Genomic DNA, 17,842 nt, shown 5'->3' on the forward strand with positions numbered 1-17,842 from the left:
TCAACGAAGCTGAGCCGTGACGGTTGCGGCGGTCCCGTCAGCGCCGGGTCGGGCTCAACGCAGCCACGGCGCCGGGTCGATGGGACGTTCGTCGCGGCGAAGCTCGAAATAGACGTCGCCGTCCGGTCCGGTGCGGCCCAGCGCCTGGCCGTCGGCGACGCGGGCGTCGGCCTGGACGTCCAGCGTCTCCAGCCCCGCGATCACCGCGCGCCAGCCCGGCCCCAGGTCCAGGATCACCACCTGGCCCCAGCCGCTGAGCGGCCCGGCGTAGGCGACCTTGGCCTCGGCCGGGGCGGCGACGACGGCCCGGTCGGCGCGCCAGCGCCAGCCGCTGGTCCCGTCGCCATAGGTCTGGGTCGGGCCGGTCCTGACCGGCGGCGTCAGCCGGCCCCGCCCGGCGGGAAGCGGCGCGGTCTCCGGGGCCGCGGCCACGGTCGCCGGCACGGCGCCGCCCAGCTCGCGGATCCGCCGTTCCAGCACGCCCGCTGCGCGTTCGGCGGCGCGGGCCTCGGCGCCCAGCACCGCGCTGAGCGCGCTCTTGCGGTCGCTGAGCGACTGGATTTCGCCGCGCAGGTCGCCTTGCTCGCTCTCGCTGGTCAACAGTTGTTCGGACGACAGCACCGCCAGGCGGCGCACGCGCATGATCTCGTCCTGGCGCGCCTTCAGCGTGGCGGCCTTGGCCTGGAGGTCGGGCGTCATGGCCTTGAGCAGGATGGCGGCGCGCACCGTGTCGACCGCCTTGTCGGCCGGCACCAGCAAAGGCGGCGGCGGCCGTCGGCTCATCATCTGCAGGGCGCTGAGCAGGCGGGTCTGGGCGCCGCGCTCGCGCGCCATGTCCGCCACCAGCGTCGCCTCCTGGCGGCTGAGCTGGGCCAGGCGCGCGCGTTGGACCTCCACGCGCCCGTCGCCGGTCGCCGCCTCGGCGCGCAGCGAGGCCAGGCGGCGCTCCAGCCGGGCCAGTTCGTCGCGCGCCGCGTCGGCGTCGGCCCGCAGGCGGCGCGCGCGGGCGGTCTCGTCGCGGAACTCGGCCTGGAGACGGGCCAGTTCGCTCTCCGGCGCCGGGCGGCCCGAGGCGGCGGGGGCGACGGCCAGGGCCGTCAGCAGCAGGGCGGGAACCAGGGCGCGGCGCATCTCAATCGCGATGATAGGGCGATCCGGCAGGAGGATGGTCACGGCCCGGTACAGCTGTTCGGTCAGCATGGCGCGCGCCAGGGCGTGGGGCCAGGTCTGGGGGCCGAAGGCCAGGGTCGAGGCCGCCGCCGCGCGCACGCTGTCGTCCAGCCCGTCGGCCCCGCCGATGGCGAAGACCACGCGCCGCTCGCCCTGGTCGCGCAAGCGGGCCAGATGTTCGGCGAACGCGCGCGACGAATAGGTGCGGCCCCGCTCGTCGCAAGCGATCAGATGCGCCCCTTCGGCCGCGGCCAGGATCAGTTCGGCCTCGGGCGCCTTGCCGGGCTTCTTCGGTTCCAGATCGACGAGGTCCAGCGGACCCAGGCCCAGGGCGCGCCCGGCCAGGGTGGCGCGCCGGGCGTAGTCTTCGGCCAGGACCGCTTCCGGGCCCCGACCGGGCCGGCCGATGGCGACGACGCCCAGCTTCACGACATCAGTCGCGCGCGGTGCGGTGGGCGGAATCGACCGCCCAGATCTTCTCGATGTTGTAGAAGGTGCGCACTTCCGGGCGGAACAGGTGCACGATCACGTCGCCGGCGTCGATCAGAACCCAGTCGCAGTGCGGCAGGCCCTCGACCTTGGCGCGGCCCAGGCCCTGTTCCTTCAGGGTGCGCAGCAGGTGGTCGGCGATGGCGCCGACGTGGCGGTGAGACCGGCCCGAGGCGACGATCATGGTGTCGGCCATGGCGCTCTTGCCCTTCAGGTCGATCAGGACGATCTCCTGGGCCTTGTCGTCGTCCAGGCGGGCCAGCAGCGCCTCTTCCAGCGGGGTGGCGCCGATCGGGCGCGGGGCGGATTCGCCGACGGGACCGTCGGTGTCGAAGCCGTCTTCGGAATGGAGGGGTTCGATGGGGTCCATCTCGTGCGCCGTGTTGGAGACGGCGGCGTCTTGCGTATCGTACGCGGGCGAGGGGGTCAGCGGAGGGCTCCGGGAGCGTTGACTTAAAGCGGTCCTCTAGCACGGATGGGCCGGATCGTGAACCGGCCATCCGATCAAGGCCGCGTCAGGACGGGACGACGCCCGCCCGCGCCGCGCGGATGGCGCTGGAGGAACGGGCGTTCAGGGGCGCCGTCAGATAGGTCCAGGCCGGGGCTTCCAGGCTGGGCAGCAGGCCCGCCTGCTCGGCCGGGACGCGGAAGCGGGAGAAGCGGGCCGCGGCCGGGGCGGTGCGGCTGTCCAGCAGCGATCCCGGCCGGGCGATCACCGCCACCGGCATCAGGCGCATGATGTCGGTCCAGCCCCGCCAGCGGTGGAAGTCGGCCAGATTGTCCGACCCCATCAGCCAGACGAAGCGGACCCCCGGATGGCGCGCGACCAGGGCGCGCAGGGTGTCGACGGTCCAGCGCACCCCGATGCGGCTCTCGAAATCCGAAACGATCATGGCCGGCCCCTGGGCCTGGCGCCGGGCCGAGGCCATGCGCGCGGCCAGCGGCGCGCTGTCGCGGACGGGCTTCAGCGGATTCTGGGGCGACACCAGCCAGACGACCCGGTCCAGGCCCAGCCGCCGCATCGCCGTCTCGGCCACATGGGCGTGGCCGTCATGGGCGGGATTGAACGAGCCGCCGAACAGACCGACCTTCATCCCCGGCGCCAGGATCAGGCCGTCGCGCAGCCCCCCGGGGCGGGGACCGCCGCCTTGGGGCGCGGAACCGGCGTGAAAGAAGGACAACGGCGTCTCGGACGGGGTTATGCTCAGCGGCGCCCTTACCACGCCCCCGAACGATCCGCATACCGATTTCTCCCCGTCAGACCGCCGCCTCGAACAGGGCGTCGCGGGCGACGTCGGCGTGGGTCATGGGGAACAGATGGCCGCCGCCGGCCACCGTCTCGACCGTGACGTGCGGCAGGCCGCGGGGATGGGCGGGCACGTGCGTCAGCGCGCCGTGCTGGGCCTTCAGGATGCGCACCGGGCCGCGATAGCGCCGCAGGGCCCGCCAGGGGTCGTGCGCCTGGGCCGCGTAGTTGGCCGCCTCCCACGCCGGGGCGGCGGCCAGGACGAAGCCGTCCGGCGTCTCGGCCAGGCCGTCGCTCAGATAGTCGGCCAGCACCATGTCGGGCCAGCCCTTGAAGGCTCCGCGTCCGCGATAGGCGGTCATGGCCTGCTCGCGGCTGTCGAACGCGGCGCGACGGCGCAGGGTGGCGGCCGCGATCGGGATGCGCGAGGCGAAGCGGTGCGCGAACGGAAGCTGGAAGGCGAGAACCGCCGAGCGCCGCCAGATCACCGGGTCGAACAGGACCAGGCTCGAGACCCGCTCGGGCCGTTCGGCGGCGGCCAGGAGCGACGCGGTCCCGCCCATCGAATGACCCGCCAGCACCACCGGGGGGCCGTCGATGGCCGCCAGCAACGCCAGCAGGTCGTCGCGGTGATCCAGCCAGCTGGTCTTGGGCCGGGCGAAGGTGGGCAGGGTGGAGCGCCCGTGACCCCGCAGGTCCGGCGCCCAGATCCTGAGCGAGGCCGACAGCGGCGACAGCAGGCTGCGATAGGTGGCGGCGTTGAAACCGTTGGCGTGCGAGAAGACCAGGTCCACCGGCCGGGCCGGGTCGCCGTAGTCCATCACCGCCATCGTCCCCGCGCCCCAGCGGTTAGCCACTGGGACGGACAGGCGGCGCGGCGGGGTCAGCAGCGCCGCGTCCACGATCACCCGGCCTCGCGGCAGGCGCCGCAGCGGCCGTGCGCCTCGATCGTGGTGCGGGCGATGGCGTAGCCGGCGTCGGCCGCCGCCGCGTCGATGACGCCCTGGTCCGGCCCGCTGATCTCGCGCGTGGCGCCGCAGCAGTCGCAGATCAGGAAGGCCGCGGCGTGGGCGGACCCGCCGTCGTGCTCGGCGCAGGCGACATAGGCGCTGATCGAGGCGATCCGGTGGGCCAGCCCCAGTTTCTCCAGGAACTCCAGCGCGCGATAGACGGTGGGGGGCTTGGCGGCCTGGCCGTCCTCGCCGAAGCGGGCGATCAGGTCGTAGGCCTTCACCGGCTCCCCCGCCTCCAGCAGCAGCCAGCACGCGGCGGCGCGGGGCGGTCATCCGCTCCCCGCTCTCGGCCGCGCGGCGTTCGGCCGCCTGCAGCGCGCGCGCCAGGGCGCCGCCGTGGAGGCCGGACAGGTCGTGGTCGTGGTCGCAGGCGGAACCCATGCGCCACAGCTAATGGCTGGCCGCCCCCGCCGCAACATGAACCGCGGCCGATCATGACGCGCGACGGTTTGCCGACAGGGCGGGCCTGGGCTAGAAGGCGCGCCTCTTTCCCCTCTCAAGCGTCCGGGCTTCCATGACCGACACCCTCCAATCGCCGCTCGAAGGCGCCGTCCTCTTCTACAAGCAGCCGGAGCCGCTGGATCCGGCCCAGCACCAGACCCTGGGCGTCAACGCCGCCGAAAAGCCCTACGCCTTCGTGGGTCAGACCAACTTCGTCCCGCTGACGGTGACCGAGTTCGCCGCCGCCGCCCTGTCCTATCCGGTCATCTTCATGGGCGCCCAGAAGCAGCCCGCCGCCGTCATGGGCCTGCGCAACGGCGAGAACCTGTTCGTGTCGCCCGAGGGCGATTTCCGCCCCGACGCCTACATCCCCGCCTTCGTGCGCCGCTATCCGTTCGTCTTCGCCGACGACAAGTCCAACCAGCGCCTGATCCTTTGCGTCGACCGCGGCGCCGACATCGTGGTCGAGGGCGGCCTGAACCCGCTGTTCGTCGACGGCCAGCCCAGCGACTACGTCAAGATGGCGATGGAGTTCTGCAACAGCTTCGAACAGGAGCGGGTGCGCACCGAATCCTTCGTCAAGCTGATGGAGGACCTGGACCTGCTGGAGGTGCGCGAGGCCAGCTTCACGCCGCGCAACCCGGACGGCACGGCCGGCGCGCCCCAGAAGCTCGCGGAATATTATGCGGTGTCGGAAGACAAGCTGAAGGCCCTGCCGGCCGAAAAGCTGGTGGAGCTGCGCGACAACGGCGCCCTGGGCCAGATCTACGCCCACCTGGTGTCGCTGCTGGGCTGGGATCGCCTGATCGCCATGACCCTGCTGCGTGCCGCGCCCCCGGTCGCCGCCAACGCCCGAGCGTCGACGGCCTGACGATCCGACGCCCCGCCGAGGATCGGCGGGGCGTTTTTCGTTTCAGCGCCCTTCGTCGGCGTAGATGGCGACGCGGGCCGGGCGCCCGGCGCCGGCCTGCCCGCGATACATGCCCGAGGTGTTCAGGGCGAAGGCGACCGCGCCGTCCCGGCCCATGACGATGACGCCCCCGTCGCCGCCGATGGCGGCCACCTCGGCGATCTCGGCCTCGGCGGCGGCCTGGACGGAGGCGCCCTCGGCGGTGCGGCGGCAGATGTCGCGCGCCACGGTGGAGCGGATGAAATATTCGCCCGAGCCCGTCGCCGAGACCGCGCAGCCGTCGGCGTTCGAGGCGTAGGTGCCGGCGCCGATGATCGGCACGTCGCCGACCCGGCCCCAGCGCTTGGCCGTCATGCCCCCGGTCGAGGTTCCGGCCGCGAGCCGTCCTTGGGCGTCCAGCGCGACGGCCCCGACCGTGCCGAACTTCTTCTCGTCCAGCGGCGGCGCGGGCTGCGTGGAGGCCAGGCCGCCGATCGGCGAGCCGGGCGCGCCGGCCGGCGGCAGGGGCGGCAGGGCCGCGCCCTGCTCCGTCAGCGCCCGGATCAGCTGGTCCCATCGACGCTGGGTGAAGAACCACGCCGGCTCGACCTGCTCCAGGCCCTGCGAGGCGGCGAAGGCGTCCGCGCCGGCGCCGATCAGCATGACGTGGGGCGAGCGCTCCATCACCGCGCGGGCGGCGGCGATGGGATGGCGGGTGGTGGTCAGGCCCGCCACGGCGCCGGCGGTCAGGTCGGGGCCGTTCATCACGGCGGCGTCCAGCTCGTTGCGCCCCGCGGCGGTGAAGACGGCGCCGCGCCCCGCGTTGAACAGCGGATCGTCCTCCATGACCTGGATCGCCGCCTGCACGGCGTCCAGCGCCGCCCCGCCGGATTCGAGCACGGCCGACCCGGCCTCCAGCGCCTTCTGGAGGGCCGCGCGATAGGCCGCGTCCTGTTCCGGGGTCAGGCTGGACCGCTCGATCACGCCCGCCCCGCCGTGGATGGCCAGCGACCAGCGCGGGGCGTCCCCGGCCGGCTGGGCGGCGGCGGCCGAGGCGGCCATCAGCGACAGGGCGGCGGCCAGCGCGACGAACTTCATGACGTTCCCCCTCGATCCGTCAGGACCGGTGATGCATCCGCTTCCAGATGCGATAGGCGACGATCGGGGCGAAACCGCAGACCAAGGCGGCGATCAGCACGACCCAGAAGCCGCCGCCCAGCCAGTATTCGCCCGCCAGCGCCCCGGCCCCGGCCGCCAGCAGCGGGCCGAGCCAGGGAAGCCAGTGCGGCGGCCGCATCCTCACCTAGGCGTCGACCTTGATGACGCCGCGCCGGATCTGGTCCAGCTCGATCGAATCGAACAGGGCCTGGAAGTTGCCGTTGCCGAAGCCCTCGTTGCCCTTCCGCTGGATGATCGAAGAAGATCGGGCCGAAGGTGTCCTCGGTGAAGATCTGCAGCAGCAGGCCTTCCTCGTCCGAGCCGTCGATCAGGATGCGGTTCTTGCGCATCCGCTCCACGTCCTCGCCGTGGTTAGGCAGGCGCTTGTCGATCAGTTCGAAATAGGTCTCGATCGTGTCCTGGAAGGCGACGCCGCGTTCGCGCATGGCCTCGACCGTCTCGAAGATGTTCTCGGTCGTCAGGGCGATGTGCTGGATGCCCTCGCCGTTGTAGCGGCGGATGAACTCCTCGATCTGGGAGTTCTCGTCCTGGCTCTCGTTCAGCGGGATGCGGATGGCGCGGTCGGGCGCGATCATGGCCTGGGAGAACAGCCCGGTCGCCTTGCCCTTGATGTCGAAATACTTCTGCTCCTCGAAGTTGAAGATCGAGTTGTAGAAGCCGGACCAGGTCCGCATCTGGCCCCGCCGCACGTTGTGGGTCAGGTGGTCCAGGATCTCCAGGCCGACCGAGTTCTTGCGCTCGGCCTCTTCCCAGCCCTCGATCTCGTCCCAGGCGTCATACAGGGAGCCGGCGTCGCCATACTGGTCGATGACATAGAGCAGGCTGCCGCCGATGCCCTGCAGGATATAGGGGTGGTCGCCCAGCGCCCCGCCGTTCGCGCCCTGGGCCGCCACGGCGCCCCGCGCCAGCGCGCCTTCGTAGGCGGCCTTGGCGTCGGTGGTGCGGAAGGCCATGCCATTGGCCGACGGGCCGTGATCCGTGGCGAAGTCCGCGGCCTGGCCCTTGGGCGAACGGTGCACCAGGAAGGAGATGTCGCCCTGCTTCAGGCGCACCACGTCGGTCTTCGGGTTCACGTGCGTCTGGGTGAAGCCCATGGTCTCCAGCCGCGAGATCATGGCCTCGGGCTCGGGGCCGGTGAACTCGACGAACTCGAAACCGTCGACGCCGAGGGGGTTGTCCTGGTCCAGCTGCTTCGCTGCATCGTTGGGGGGCATGTCGTGCATGATGCGTCTCCTGCCATGTCGTTGGGGCGGACTTACCCAGCCGGGGCCGCCGATTGGGCCGGAACCTAGTCGCCGAACGCCCGAACGCCAAGGCGAAGCCACGGGGAGTTGATGACGGCGTGCGCCCTCACCCCGGCAGAAGCCGGGTCGCCCACTCGGCGCCCAGCAGGAGACCGGCCGCCAGCGCGCCCAGCAGCGTTAGCCAGGCCGTGGCGACCGCCGCCCCGGCGATGACGAACAGGCCGTCCCGCTGGATCAGGCCGACCGACAGCAGGGCCAGGGCGATCGAGGGGATGGTGTTGGTCATCGGCAGGACGATGGTCAGGGTGGCCAGGATCATGAAGACCGCCGCCAGCTTCTCGCCCGGCCCGTCGGCGAAGCGGGTCAGGCGCGGCCGCGACAGCCGGTCGATCCAGGACAGCTTCGATTCCGCGAAGTCGGCCATCGCCTTCAGCCACGACCCCCTGGCCCGCAAATCCAGCATACAGCGCGGCAGCCAGGGCTCCTCGCGCCCGACCAGCAGCTGGGCGGCAACCAGGATGATGATCACCCCGACCACCTGCGGCACCCCGTAGAGACCCGGAACCAGGCAGGGAATGGACAGCAGCAGGATCAGCAGCCCATAGGCGCGCTCGTCCATCCGGTCGCGGATTTCGTGCAGCGTCAGGCCCCGGTCGCCGCCGTCGTCGGCCAGGCGGCGAAGCAGGCGCGTGACGTTGTGGCTGACGTCGTCTTTCTGTTCGGGCGTCCGGGCGTCGGTCATGGCGGGGATGTAGCGACGCCGCGTTCCGGCGTCGGATGACGCAATGTCGCAGCCCTGCTATCGGTTGCCGCAAGGGCGGCGCCGATGCGGACGCCGCCAGGGATTTCCCAGGGATTTCATGCTTCGCAAGCTCTACGACCGCGTCTTCGCCCTGGCGCGCAGCCGCCACGCCACGCCCGCCCTGGCCCTGGTGTCCTTCGCCGAAAGTTCGGTCTTTCCGATCCCGCCCGACGTCATGCTGGCGCCGATGATCCTGGCCCGGCCGGACCGGGCCTATGTCTATGCGGCCGTCTGCACGGCGGCCTCGGTGGCGGGCGGGATGCTGGGCTACGCCATCGGCTTCTTCCTGACCGACGTCGGGCTGATGCTGATGCGCCTGCTGGGCCATTCGGACGGACTGGCGCAGTTCCGCGCCTGGTTCGACGACTGGGGCCTGTGGGTCATCCTGATCAAGGGGCTGACCCCCATTCCCTACAAGCTGGTGACCATCGCCTCCGGCCTGGCGGCCTTCAGCTTCCCGGCCTTCGTGGCCGCCTCTGTCGTCACCCGCGGGGGCCGGTTCTTCCTGGAGGCCTGGGTCCTGAAGCGGTGGGGCCCCGCCATGCTGGCCCAGGTCGAAAAGCGGTTGGCGTTGTGGACGGGGATCGGCCTGGCCGTCCTGGTCGGCACCGTCGTCGTCGTGAAGCTTCTGTAAGTCGACGCGGACCGCGCGCCGGTCTAGAACCCGATCGATGAGAGCCGCCTATCGCCTCTGACCCGCTGGTGGACCGCCTTTGCGCTTGCGGCGTCGCTGGCCATGCTGGGCGCCGCCCACGCCTTCGAGCGGTTCGGCGGACTGGCGCCGTGCAATCTCTGTCTCAAGCAGCGCGAGGTCTATTGGGGCGCGGTGGCCATCGCCGTGCTGGCCACGGGCTGGACCCTGTTCAGCGGCGGCCGACGGGGCACGCCGCGCATCGCCGCCTTCCTGCTGGCCGCCGTCTTCGCCACCGGCGCGATCACGGCCCTGTTCCACCTGGGCGGCGAGCAGGGCTGGTGGGCCCTGCCCGCGACCTGCATGGGCGGCGCGTCGGTGGATGTCGACGCCCTGGCGGCCCTGGCGGCCGGAACCGCGCCCGCCGGCCCCCTGCCGTCATGCGGCGACGTGGCCTGGAGCTGGCTGGGCCTGTCGATGGCCGGATGGAACGTCCTGATCTCCCTGGCGCTTGCGACGTTCAGCCTGCTGGCCGCCAAGCGTCCCAAGGACGCCCGCGCCCCGCATCGAAAAGGCCTGACCATGAGCGACCGCATCCCGCTGCCCCGCCCCGGCCAGGGCGCCGACAAGGCCCGGATGGACGAGATCCTGCGCGTCGACCACGCCGGGGAATACGCCGCCGTCCTGATCTACCGCGCCCAGCGCGCGGTGTTCGAGGCGAGGAAGGGCCGCGAGGCGATCACCCACGACCTGGCCGAGATGCAGGACCAGGAGGCGGTCCACCTGGCCCGGTTCGAAAGGCTGCTGAACGAACGCAAGGTGCGGCCCACGGCGATGACGCCGGTCTGGCGGCTGGCGGCCTCGGCGCTGGGCGCCGGCACCGCCCTGATCGGCGAGAAGGCGGCCCATGCCTGCACCGAGGCGGTCGAAAGCGTGATCGAGCAGCATTACGCCGACCAGATCGCCGAGATCGGCGACCGCGACCCGGCCCTGGCCGCCGAGCTGAAGCAGTTCCGCGACGAGGAGCTGGCCCACCACGACCACGCGATCGAACACGGCAGCCGCGAGGCGCCGGCCTATCGCCTGCTCAGCGGCGTGATCAAGGCGGGCTGCAGGGTGGCGATCAAGGTCAGCGAGAAGGTGTGATCCCCATCGCCGTCACCCTCGGGCTCGACCCGAGGGCCGGCTTTTCCGCCGCTCTGCGTCCGCCTCAGGCGCACAGCCTGACCCGCATCCGATCCTCGGGTCGAGCCCGAGGATGACGGAGGGGTAAGGCCCCTCAATAGATCTCGAACAGCCCCGCCGCGCCCATGCCGCCGCCGACGCACATGGTGACGACGCCGTATTTCGCGCCGCGCCGCTTGCCCTCGATCAGCACATGGCCGGTCATCCGCGCGCCCGACATGCCGTAGGGGTGGCCGATCGAGATGGCGCCGCCCGAGACGTTCAGCCGGTCGTTGGGAATGCCCAGGGTGTCGCGGCAATACAGCACCTGCACCGCAAAGGCCTCGTTCAGCTCCCAGATGCCGATGTCGTCCACCGTCAGGCCGTGACGCTTCAGCAGCTTGGGCACAGCATAGACCGGGCCGATGCCCATCTCGTCCGGCTCGCAGCCGGCCACCGCCATGCCGCGATAGGCGCCCAGCGGCTGGAGGTTGCGCTTCACCGCCTCGCCGGCCTCCATGATCACGCAGGCCGAGGCGCCGTCCGACAGCTGGCTGGCGTTGCCGGCGGTGATGTATTCGCCCTGCTGGATCTCCTCGCCGCCGCCGAAGACGGGCTTCAGCGCCTTCAGGCCTTCCAGCGTCGTATCGGGCCGGTTGCCCTCGTCCTTGGACAGGGTGATCTCCTTCGACGAAGTCTCGCCCGTCGCCTTGTCCGTGACCAGCATGGTCGTGGTCATGGGAACGATCTCGGCGTCCAGCCGCCCCTCGGCCTGGGCCTGAGCCGTCCGCTGCTGGGACTGCAGCGCATACTCGTCCTGGCGGTCGCGGTCGATGCCGTAGCGGCGCGCCACCACCTCGGCCGTCTCCAGCATCGACATGTAGATGTGCGGCGACAGCTTCAGCAGGTCCTCGTCCTTGAAGCGGTGCAGGTTCATGTGCGGGTTCTGGACCAGGGAGATCGACTCCAGCCCCCGCCGACGGCCATCTTCTGCTGGTCGAAGATCACCTGCTTGGCCGCCGTGGCGATCCCCATCAGGCCCGAGGCGCACTGGCGGTCCAGGCTCATGCCCGGAACCGACGACGGCAGGCCCGCGGCCAGGGCGATCTGGCGCGCCACGTTGGTGCCGGTCGAGCCCTGCTGCAGGGCGGCGCCCATGACCACGTCCTCGATCTCGGCCGGGTCGACGCCGGCGCGCTGGACGGCGTGGCGCACCGCATGGGCGCCCAGCGCCTGCGCCTGGGTGTCGTTGAAGGCCCCGCGATAGGCGCGGCCGATCGGGGTGCGGGCGGTGGAGACGATGACGGCTTCGCGCATGGGTGGTTTCCTTCCGGGTCGGCGCGACGGCGTGCCGCGTCCTTGTTTCGGCGGAACTTTAGGCGCCTCTCCCCGCGTCAAGGCAAGCCCGGGAAATCGTCCCCAGCCCCGTCCCCAAGGAACTTGCCACAGAACACCAGATATAGCGGTCTAGCAAAATGTGATCGCTAAATAGGGGAAATTGCCCTTGGCGCCGGAAGCGACGAGTCGCATGGTGAACGCCTGTTCGGATTCGCTCTCCCGCCAAAGGTCCTCGCCCGATGAACGCCGTCACCCCGATCATCCGCGCCGACGCGCCCGGCCTGCTGACGCCCTCCGCCGCCTACAAGCCCTTCCGCTATCCGTGGGCGTTCGACATGTGGAAGAAGCAGCAGCAGGTCCACTGGATGCCGGAAGAGGTGCCGCTGGGCGAGGACGTCAAGGACTGGGCCTCGACCCTGAACGACAACGAACGCAACCTGCTGACCCAGATCTTCCGCTTCTTCACCCAGGCGGACATCGAGGTGCAGGACAACTACATGGAACGCTACGGCCGGGTCTTCAAACCGACCGAGGTGAAGATGATGCTGGCCGCCTTCGGCAATATGGAGACCATCCATATCGCGGCCTACGCCCTGCTGCTGGAAACCATCGGCATGCCCGAGAGCGAGTTCGGCGCCTTCATGGAATACGAGGCCATGCGGGACAAGCACGACTACATGGGCCAGTTCGGGGTCGACAGCGACGCCGACATCTGCCGGACCCTGGCCATGTTCGGCGGCTTCTCCGAAGGCGTCCAGCTGTTCGCCAGCTTCGCCATGCTGATGAACTTCCCGCGCCTGAATAAGATGAAGGGCATGGGCCAGATCGTGTCCTGGTCGGTGCGCGACGAGAGCCTGCACTGCGAGGGCATCATCAAGCTGTACCACGCCTTCAACAAGGAGACGGGCGCGGTGACCAAGGCGGTGGCCGACGACATCGTCGACTGCTGCCAGACGGTGGTGAAGATGGAGGACAAGTTCATCGACCTGGCCTTCGAAATGGGCGCGGTCGACGGCATGACGCCCGACGACATCAAGCAGTACATCCGCTTCATCGCCGACTGGCGCCTGCGCCAGCTGAAGCTGCCGGAAGTCTATGGGGTGAAGGAAAACCCCCTGCCCTGGCTGCAGTCGCTGCTCAGCGGCGTCGAACACGCCAACTTCTTCGAGGCCCGCGCCACCGAATATTCCAAGGCGGCGACGCAGGGGAACTGGCACGGCGCCGACGGCGTCTGGACCGAGTTCGACCGCATGATGGCCCGTCGCGACATGAGCCTGGTCGCGGGCTGACGACGGCCAGGCCTCAAGCAGCGCGAAGCGCGGTAGGCCGAAGGTAAAGCGGCCTCAAGCAGCGCGAAGCGCGGTAGGCCAAAGGAAAGTCATGGCGTATCTTCCTCGGCGAGGGAGATACGCCATGACCGACGAGATCGTCTTCTACACCAACCCCATGTCGCGCGGGCGCATCGTCCGCTGGATGCTGGAGGAGGTCGGCCGGCCGTACCGGACCGAGGTGCTGGACTATGGCACGACGATGAAGTCGGCCGACTATCTGGCGATCAATCCGATGGGCAAGGTGCCGGCCGTCGTCCACGGCGGCGTGACGGTGACCGAGGGCGCGGCCATCTGCGCCTGGCTGGCCGACGCCTTTCCCGAGGCGAAGCTGGCGCCGGCGGTCGATGACTCGAAGCGCGGCCTCTACTATCGCTGGATGTTCTTCGCCGCCGGGCCGGTGGAGGCGGCGGTCACCGCCAAGTCGCTGGGCCTGCTGGCCCCGTCCGACAAGTCGGCCACGGTCGGCTACGGCTCGTTCGACCAGACGGTCGACGCCCTGGAATACGCCGTGGAACAGGGCGGGCCCTGGCTGCTGGGCGACCAGTTCACCGCCGCCGACGTCTATGTCGGCAGCCAGGTCGCCTGGGGCCTGATGTTCAAGACCCTGCCCGAGCGCCCCGCCTTCCAGGCCTACGCCGCCCGGCTGATGGCCCGTCCGGCCGCCGTCCGCGCGAGAGAGATCGACGACGCCCTGATCGCCGAGATGAAGGCCGGCGCGTGAAGCGTCGGCGTCGCCCTGGTCGGCTACGGCTATGCCGGAAAGACCTTCCACGCCCCGCTGATCGCGGCGGCCGAAGGCCTGCGGCTGGACGCCGTCGTGTCCAGCCAGGGCGAGGCCGTGAAAGCCGACTGGCCGGATGCGAAGGCGGTCGCCGACCTGGACGCCGCCCTGGCCGATCCCGAGGTCGGCCTGGTCGTGATCGCCGCGCCCAATGCGCTTCACGCGCCGATGGCCCGCCAGGCGCTGGAGGCCGGCCGCGCCGTGGTCGTCGACAAGCCCTTCACCCTGACCGTGGCCGAGGCGCGGGGCCTGGCCGACCTGGCCCAGGCGCGCGGCCTGCTGCTGTCGGTCTTTCACAACCGCCGCTGGGACGCCGACTTCCTGACGCTTCAGGCCCTGATCGCCGCAGGGCGCCTGGGGCGCATCCTCCGGTTCGAGAGCCATTTCGATCGCTTCCGCCCGCAGGTGCGCGACCGCTGGCGCGAGGCGGACACGCCCGCGCGGGGGATCTGGTACGACCTGGGCCCGCACCTGATCGACCAGGCGCTGGTCCTGTTCGGCCGGCCGCTGGCGATCACGGCGGACCTGGCGATCCTGCGCCAGGGCGGGCAGGCGACGGACTACGCCCACGCCGTGCTGCGCTACGAGGATTTCCGGGCCATCCTCCACGCCGACATGACCAGCCCGGCGCCGGACCTGCGCTTTTCCGTCCAGGGCGACCGCGCCGCCTGGATCAAGTCGGGCCTGGACGTGCAGGAGGACCAGCTGAAGGCGCACGGCCGCGCCGGGGGCGACGGCTGGGGCCTGGATCCGCGCCCCGGGACCCTGGTCGACGGCCTGACGGGCGCGCGCACGCCCACGGACGACGCCTCAGGCGACTATCGCCGCTACTACGACCAGATCGCCCTGGCCCTGCGCGGCCGCGCGCCCAATCCGGTTCCGCCGGCGCAGGCGATCGCGGTGATGGAGGTGCTGGAGGCCGGGCTTCTGAGCGCGCAGCGTCGGGGCGAACAGCCGCTCTAGGGATTGGGAACGGCGCAGGCGGCGCGGACGCCCGACTGACAGGCTTTGACCCGCTCCATCCAGGCGGCGTAGTCGCGGTCGTACTGGTCCTGGGCGGCGCGGGCCGCCTCGGCCTCGGCATGGGCGCGCTCCTCGGTCTGGCGCACCTCGATCTGATAGCGGGCCAGGGCGGCGTCGTGGGCCAGGCGGTCCGCCTCTTCCTGTTTGGCGGCCAGGTCGTTCTGGGCCACGATCTCGGCGTTCAGGGCGCGCGTGGCGGCCAGTTCGGCCTCGGTCTGCTGACTGTCGGGGGCCCGGCGATAGGCTTCTCCGCGCGCCTGCAGCAGCGCCTCGCGCGCGGCCGGATCGTGGGCGTCGGGAAGGGCGCGCTGGTCGCGATAGCCGTCGGGCGCGCGATAGGCCGTCGAGGCGGGGGGCGGGCGTCCCGGCCTCCCCCCGTCCTGCCCCTGTTCGAGGGCGGACGCGACGCCGGCGACGCTCAGCGCGGCGGCCAAGGCCAGGGTCAAGGCAACGGACGCTTTCATCGCTCGCTCTCCCGAAGGGCTTCAGACTGGAACACTCAAGCTTGAAATGCGCAAGGCCGGAAAAGGTTGGCCAAGGCCCGATGATCGGGCATGGTCGGGCGTTCCTTCAGCCGCCGGCGCAGCCATGATCCTGAGCACCTCGTCCGGGGACTTCCCGATCCCGCCCTCGGTGGCGCGCCGCCTGCCCAATGTGCCGGCCCTGCCCGATCTGTCGGCGCCGAACGCGCGAATCCAGCTGGCGGACTTCCGCGACTGGCTGGACGCCTCGCCCGAACACGCCATCGACTACGAACGCCTGCGCCGCTGGCACCTGGTTCAGGAGGAGCTGGCCGCCCGCGCCCGGGCCGAGAACCGCGACTTCGTCGTCAGCGAGGACGGGCTGGAATAGGGCCTAGGCGGGCAGGCGCAGCTCGAACGCCGCCCCGCCCTCGGCCGCCTCCACCAGCCGCAGGTCGCCGCCGTGCAGGGCCGCCAGCTCGCGCGAGATGGTCAGGCCCAGGCCTGTGCCTTCCGACTGTTTGGAGCTGACAAAGGGCTCGAACAGGCGTGCGGCCAGGCGCGGGGGGATGCCCGGGCCGTCGTCGGCGATGCGGACGACGCAGACCCCGTTCTCGGCGAAGGCGCTGACGGTGATCGCCCCCTTGCCGCGTCGCTCGGGCGGGCGGGCGGGATCGGCCTCGATCGCCTGGCGGGCGTTGCGCATCAGATTGACCAGGATCCGATACAGCTGGTCGGGATCGGCCTCCACGGCGAAACGGGCCGGCACCTGCTTGACCAGGCGCACGCCGTCGGGGTCCAGGCCGGCGTCCTCGGCCGCCAGGGTCAGGGCCTGGGTCAGGACCACGCGGGTCTTCTGCGGCGCGGGCTCCTCGCTCTTGCCGTACTCCAGCACGTTGCGCGACAGGGCGGCGGCGCGGCCCAGCGCCCGCTCCAGCCGCGGCAGGGCCTTGGTCACCGCCGGATCGGGCGAGGCGGCCAGCCGCTCCGAGGCCATCTGGGCCGAGGTCAGCATGTTTCTGAGGTCGTGATTGATCTTGGCCACCGCCTCGCCCAGGGCCACCAGGCGCGCGCGCGAGCGCAGGGACTGGCGCACCTCGTCCTGCATCCGGGCCAGTTCGCGTTCGACCCGGCCGATCTCGTCGTGGCGGTCTGACGGGGTCTCGGGATCGCTCTCGGGATCGGCGGCGAACCGCTCCATCGACCGGGTCACGCGCCGCAGCGGGCGCAGCACCAGCAGGGCCAGGCCGCCATAGAGCAGGGCCCCCGCCGTGACCGAGATCAGCAGCGACACCAGCAGGCTGTTCAGCAGGAAGGCCCTCAGTTCCAGTTTAAGCGGCTGGGCCGGGGTCACGATCTCGATGAAGTCGCCCGACCGATAGCGCGGCTTGGCCTGGACGCGCAGCGACCGGTCGGGGTGGCCGAACAGGGTGCGCCAGGGGTCCAGCAGGCGCGAGCCCATGTTCTCGCGGCGCAGGTCGATCAGTTCGGGCGCGCGCGGCAGGTTGGGCGCCTGCAGCAGCAGCCGTCGCACCCCCTGCTCGGTCAGGGCCACGGCCTGGACCCCGCCGATCCGCATCAGTTCGGCCGCCGTGTCGTCCTCGACCGCGCTATAGGGCAGCGCCTCGACCCCGACGGAGGCCAGTTCGGCGGCCTGCAGCCGGTCGCGCAGCCAGCGCTCGTGGAAGGCGGCCAGGTTGGGGGCCATGATCAGCGCCTCGACCGCCAGGGTGAAGGCGACCGTCAGCAGCAGCAGTCGCGACGACAGGCCGTCGGGCGCGCGGGGGCGCAGGCGCTCGCGCCAGGTCTCGGCCGCCTCGGGCGACAGTTTCAGCCGCGCGGCGATGCGGTCGAACAGGGCGCTCATGCCGGGGCCGCTCCCTGACGGCGCCGCCGCGCCACCTGGACCAGCTTGATGCCCAGCGGCAGCAGCAGGGACAGGAAGACCACCCCCATCAACGGCCAGAAGAACTGGCGCAGCAGCACCTCCAGGTCTGGCCGGACCCCCGCCCGGATCAGCCCGCCCAGCCGCGACCCGATCCAGGTGTAGATGAAGGTCGACGGCAACAGGCCCAGGAAGGTCGCGATCACATAGGGCCTGAGCGGCACCGCCATCATCCCCGCCGTGGCGTTGATCAGGACGAAGGGCACGCTGGGGATCAGTCGCAGGGTCAACAGGGTGGTGAAGGCGTTGCGGTCGATGCCCTTGGCCAGCCGATCCATGAAGCCGGCGTCCGCCTCGAACTTGGCGCGCAGCCAGCCGCCGATTGAGGTGCGATAGACGCCGTAGATGACGACCGAGCCGATCGTCGCCCCCGTCGCCTGGGCCAGCATGCCCACGACCGGCCCGAACATCATCCCGCCCAGCAGGGTCAGGAACACCGGCCCGGGAATGGTCGAGGCGGTGGCCAGCGCATAGACGGCGACGAAGGCGACCAGGGCGATCCACCAGTGCTGGCGCGCATAGGCCTGGAGGTTCAGCCCATGCTCGCGGATCAGGTCCATCGACAGATAGCGGTTCCAGCCCAGGGCGAAGAACAGCACCACCACGCCGGCGATGGCGGCCAGCGGCGAAAGCCGGAGCGCCCATTCCTTCGCCGTTCGTTGCGCCATGCGGTCCGCATCCCTGAAAAGCCCGCC

Annotated in this window: 17 protein-coding genes and 5 pseudogenes; 8 read left to right on the top strand and 14 right to left on the bottom strand. The window is 71.1% G+C overall.

Annotated elements, in window-relative coordinates:
• Positions 1-54: 54 nt before the first annotated feature.
• The 6 genes and pseudogenes from MU852_RS17815 to MU852_RS07610 all read right to left on the bottom strand — a co-directional run bounded on the left by MU852_RS17815 (position 55) and on the right by MU852_RS07610 (position 4,299).
• Positions 55-1,131, bottom strand: a complete 1,077-nt coding sequence (locus MU852_RS17815; protein ID WP_250202005.1) for a murein hydrolase activator EnvC family protein — start codon at positions 1,129-1,131, stop codon at positions 55-57.
• A 1-nt stretch (position 1,132) separates the two neighbouring features.
• Positions 1,133-1,599 (bottom strand): annotated as a pseudogene (rlmH, locus tag MU852_RS07590) (23S rRNA (pseudouridine(1915)-N(3))-methyltransferase RlmH).
• 4 nt (positions 1,600-1,603) lie between these two features.
• Entirely contained in the window at positions 1,604-2,029 is a 426-nt protein-coding gene (gene rsfS, locus MU852_RS07595; RefSeq protein ID WP_249751678.1) for a ribosome silencing factor, read from the bottom strand.
• A gap of 145 nt (positions 2,030-2,174) precedes the next feature.
• Positions 2,175-2,840, bottom strand: coding sequence for a nicotinate-nucleotide adenylyltransferase (locus tag MU852_RS07600; RefSeq protein WP_249751679.1), 666 nt, complete (start codon positions 2,838-2,840; stop codon positions 2,175-2,177).
• Positions 2,841-2,916: 76 nt separating this feature from the next.
• Positions 2,917-3,807, bottom strand: a complete 891-nt coding sequence (locus MU852_RS07605; protein WP_249751888.1) for an alpha/beta fold hydrolase — start codon at positions 3,805-3,807, stop codon at positions 2,917-2,919.
• Between the two features lie 2 nt (positions 3,808-3,809).
• Positions 3,810-4,299: pseudogene (locus MU852_RS07610) on the bottom strand (Fur family transcriptional regulator).
• A gap of 133 nt (positions 4,300-4,432) precedes the next feature.
• Here MU852_RS07610 and MU852_RS07615 point away from each other — a divergent pair.
• The gene (locus MU852_RS07615; protein ID WP_249751680.1) at positions 4,433-5,230 is read left to right on the top strand and encodes a SapC family protein; all 798 of its coding nucleotides are present in this window, start codon (positions 4,433-4,435) and stop codon (positions 5,228-5,230) included.
• Between the two features lie 42 nt (positions 5,231-5,272).
• On the opposite strand, the gene MU852_RS07620 is transcribed toward MU852_RS07615, so the two are convergent.
• The 4 genes and pseudogenes from MU852_RS07620 to MU852_RS07635 all read right to left on the bottom strand — a co-directional run bounded on the left by MU852_RS07620 (position 5,273) and on the right by MU852_RS07635 (position 8,413).
• Positions 5,273-6,346: an isoaspartyl peptidase/L-asparaginase family protein gene (locus tag MU852_RS07620; protein ID WP_249751681.1), complete on the bottom strand. Its 1,074-nt coding sequence runs from the start codon at positions 6,344-6,346 to the stop codon at positions 5,273-5,275.
• A gap of 19 nt (positions 6,347-6,365) precedes the next feature.
• Positions 6,366-6,545, bottom strand: coding sequence for a hypothetical protein (locus MU852_RS07625; RefSeq protein WP_249751682.1), 180 nt, complete (start codon positions 6,543-6,545; stop codon positions 6,366-6,368).
• Positions 6,546-6,551: 6 nt separating this feature from the next.
• Positions 6,552-7,641: pseudogene (gene hppD, locus MU852_RS07630) on the bottom strand (4-hydroxyphenylpyruvate dioxygenase).
• A 136-nt stretch (positions 7,642-7,777) separates the two neighbouring features.
• The gene (locus MU852_RS07635; protein ID WP_249751683.1) at positions 7,778-8,413 is read right to left on the bottom strand and encodes an exopolysaccharide biosynthesis protein; all 636 of its coding nucleotides are present in this window, start codon (positions 8,411-8,413) and stop codon (positions 7,778-7,780) included.
• A 118-nt stretch (positions 8,414-8,531) separates the two neighbouring features.
• On the opposite strand from MU852_RS07635, the gene MU852_RS07640 reads away from it, so the two are divergent.
• The 3 genes and pseudogenes from MU852_RS07640 to MU852_RS07650 all read left to right on the top strand — a co-directional run bounded on the left by MU852_RS07640 (position 8,532) and on the right by MU852_RS07650 (position 10,250).
• Complete coding sequence (locus MU852_RS07640) at positions 8,532-9,107, top strand: YqaA family protein (protein ID WP_249751684.1); 576 nt, start codon at positions 8,532-8,534, stop codon at positions 9,105-9,107.
• 102 nt (positions 9,108-9,209) lie between these two features.
• Positions 9,210-9,575 (top strand): annotated as a pseudogene (locus MU852_RS07645) (disulfide bond formation protein B); the annotation flags it as partial.
• Between the two features lie 111 nt (positions 9,576-9,686).
• Positions 9,687-10,250, top strand: a complete 564-nt coding sequence (locus tag MU852_RS07650; RefSeq protein ID WP_249751889.1) for a demethoxyubiquinone hydroxylase family protein — start codon at positions 9,687-9,689, stop codon at positions 10,248-10,250.
• 133 nt (positions 10,251-10,383) lie between these two features.
• On the opposite strand, the pseudogene MU852_RS07655 reads toward MU852_RS07650, so the two are convergent.
• Positions 10,384-11,585, bottom strand: a pseudogene (locus MU852_RS07655) (acetyl-CoA C-acyltransferase).
• A 260-nt stretch (positions 11,586-11,845) separates the two neighbouring features.
• On the opposite strand from MU852_RS07655, the gene MU852_RS07660 reads away from it, so the two are divergent.
• From MU852_RS07660 to MU852_RS07670, 3 genes are all read left to right on the top strand, one after another.
• Positions 11,846-12,895: a ribonucleotide-diphosphate reductase subunit beta gene (locus tag MU852_RS07660; RefSeq protein WP_249751685.1), complete on the top strand. Its 1,050-nt coding sequence runs from the start codon at positions 11,846-11,848 to the stop codon at positions 12,893-12,895.
• Between the two features lie 124 nt (positions 12,896-13,019).
• Entirely contained in the window at positions 13,020-13,658 is a 639-nt protein-coding gene (locus tag MU852_RS07665) for a glutathione S-transferase family protein (protein WP_249751686.1), read from the top strand.
• 60 nt (positions 13,659-13,718) lie between these two features.
• Positions 13,719-14,681 carry an oxidoreductase gene (locus MU852_RS07670; RefSeq protein WP_249751890.1) on the top strand — a complete coding sequence of 321 codons (963 nt, stop codon included), beginning with the start codon at positions 13,719-13,721 and terminating at the stop codon, positions 14,679-14,681.
• Here the strand turns inward: MU852_RS07670 and MU852_RS07675 are convergent.
• A complete protein-coding gene (locus MU852_RS07675) occupies positions 14,678-15,205 on the bottom strand; it encodes a hypothetical protein (protein WP_249751687.1) in 528 nt (175 codons plus the stop codon). The genes MU852_RS07670 and MU852_RS07675 overlap by 4 nt on opposite strands.
• Before the next feature lie 124 nt (positions 15,206-15,329).
• Between MU852_RS07675 and MU852_RS07680 the strand changes: the two genes are divergently transcribed.
• Positions 15,330-15,593 (top strand): hypothetical protein, encoded by a 264-nt coding sequence (locus tag MU852_RS07680; protein WP_249751688.1) that lies wholly within the window; start codon positions 15,330-15,332, stop codon positions 15,591-15,593.
• A gap of 3 nt (positions 15,594-15,596) precedes the next feature.
• Here the strand turns inward: MU852_RS07680 and MU852_RS07685 are convergent, their stop codons facing one another.
• Positions 15,597-17,069, bottom strand: coding sequence for a sensor histidine kinase (locus MU852_RS07685; RefSeq protein ID WP_249751689.1), 1,473 nt, complete (start codon positions 17,067-17,069; stop codon positions 15,597-15,599).
• A complete protein-coding gene (locus MU852_RS07690) occupies positions 17,066-17,815 on the bottom strand; it encodes a TVP38/TMEM64 family protein (RefSeq protein ID WP_249751690.1) in 750 nt (249 codons plus the stop codon). The genes MU852_RS07685 and MU852_RS07690 overlap by 4 nt, the downstream gene beginning before the upstream one ends.
• Between the last annotated feature and the right edge of the window lie 27 nt (positions 17,816-17,842).

Source organism: Brevundimonas albigilva, assembly GCF_023503965.1.
GTDB classification, from domain to species: Bacteria; Pseudomonadota; Alphaproteobacteria; order Caulobacterales; family Caulobacteraceae; genus Brevundimonas; species Brevundimonas albigilva.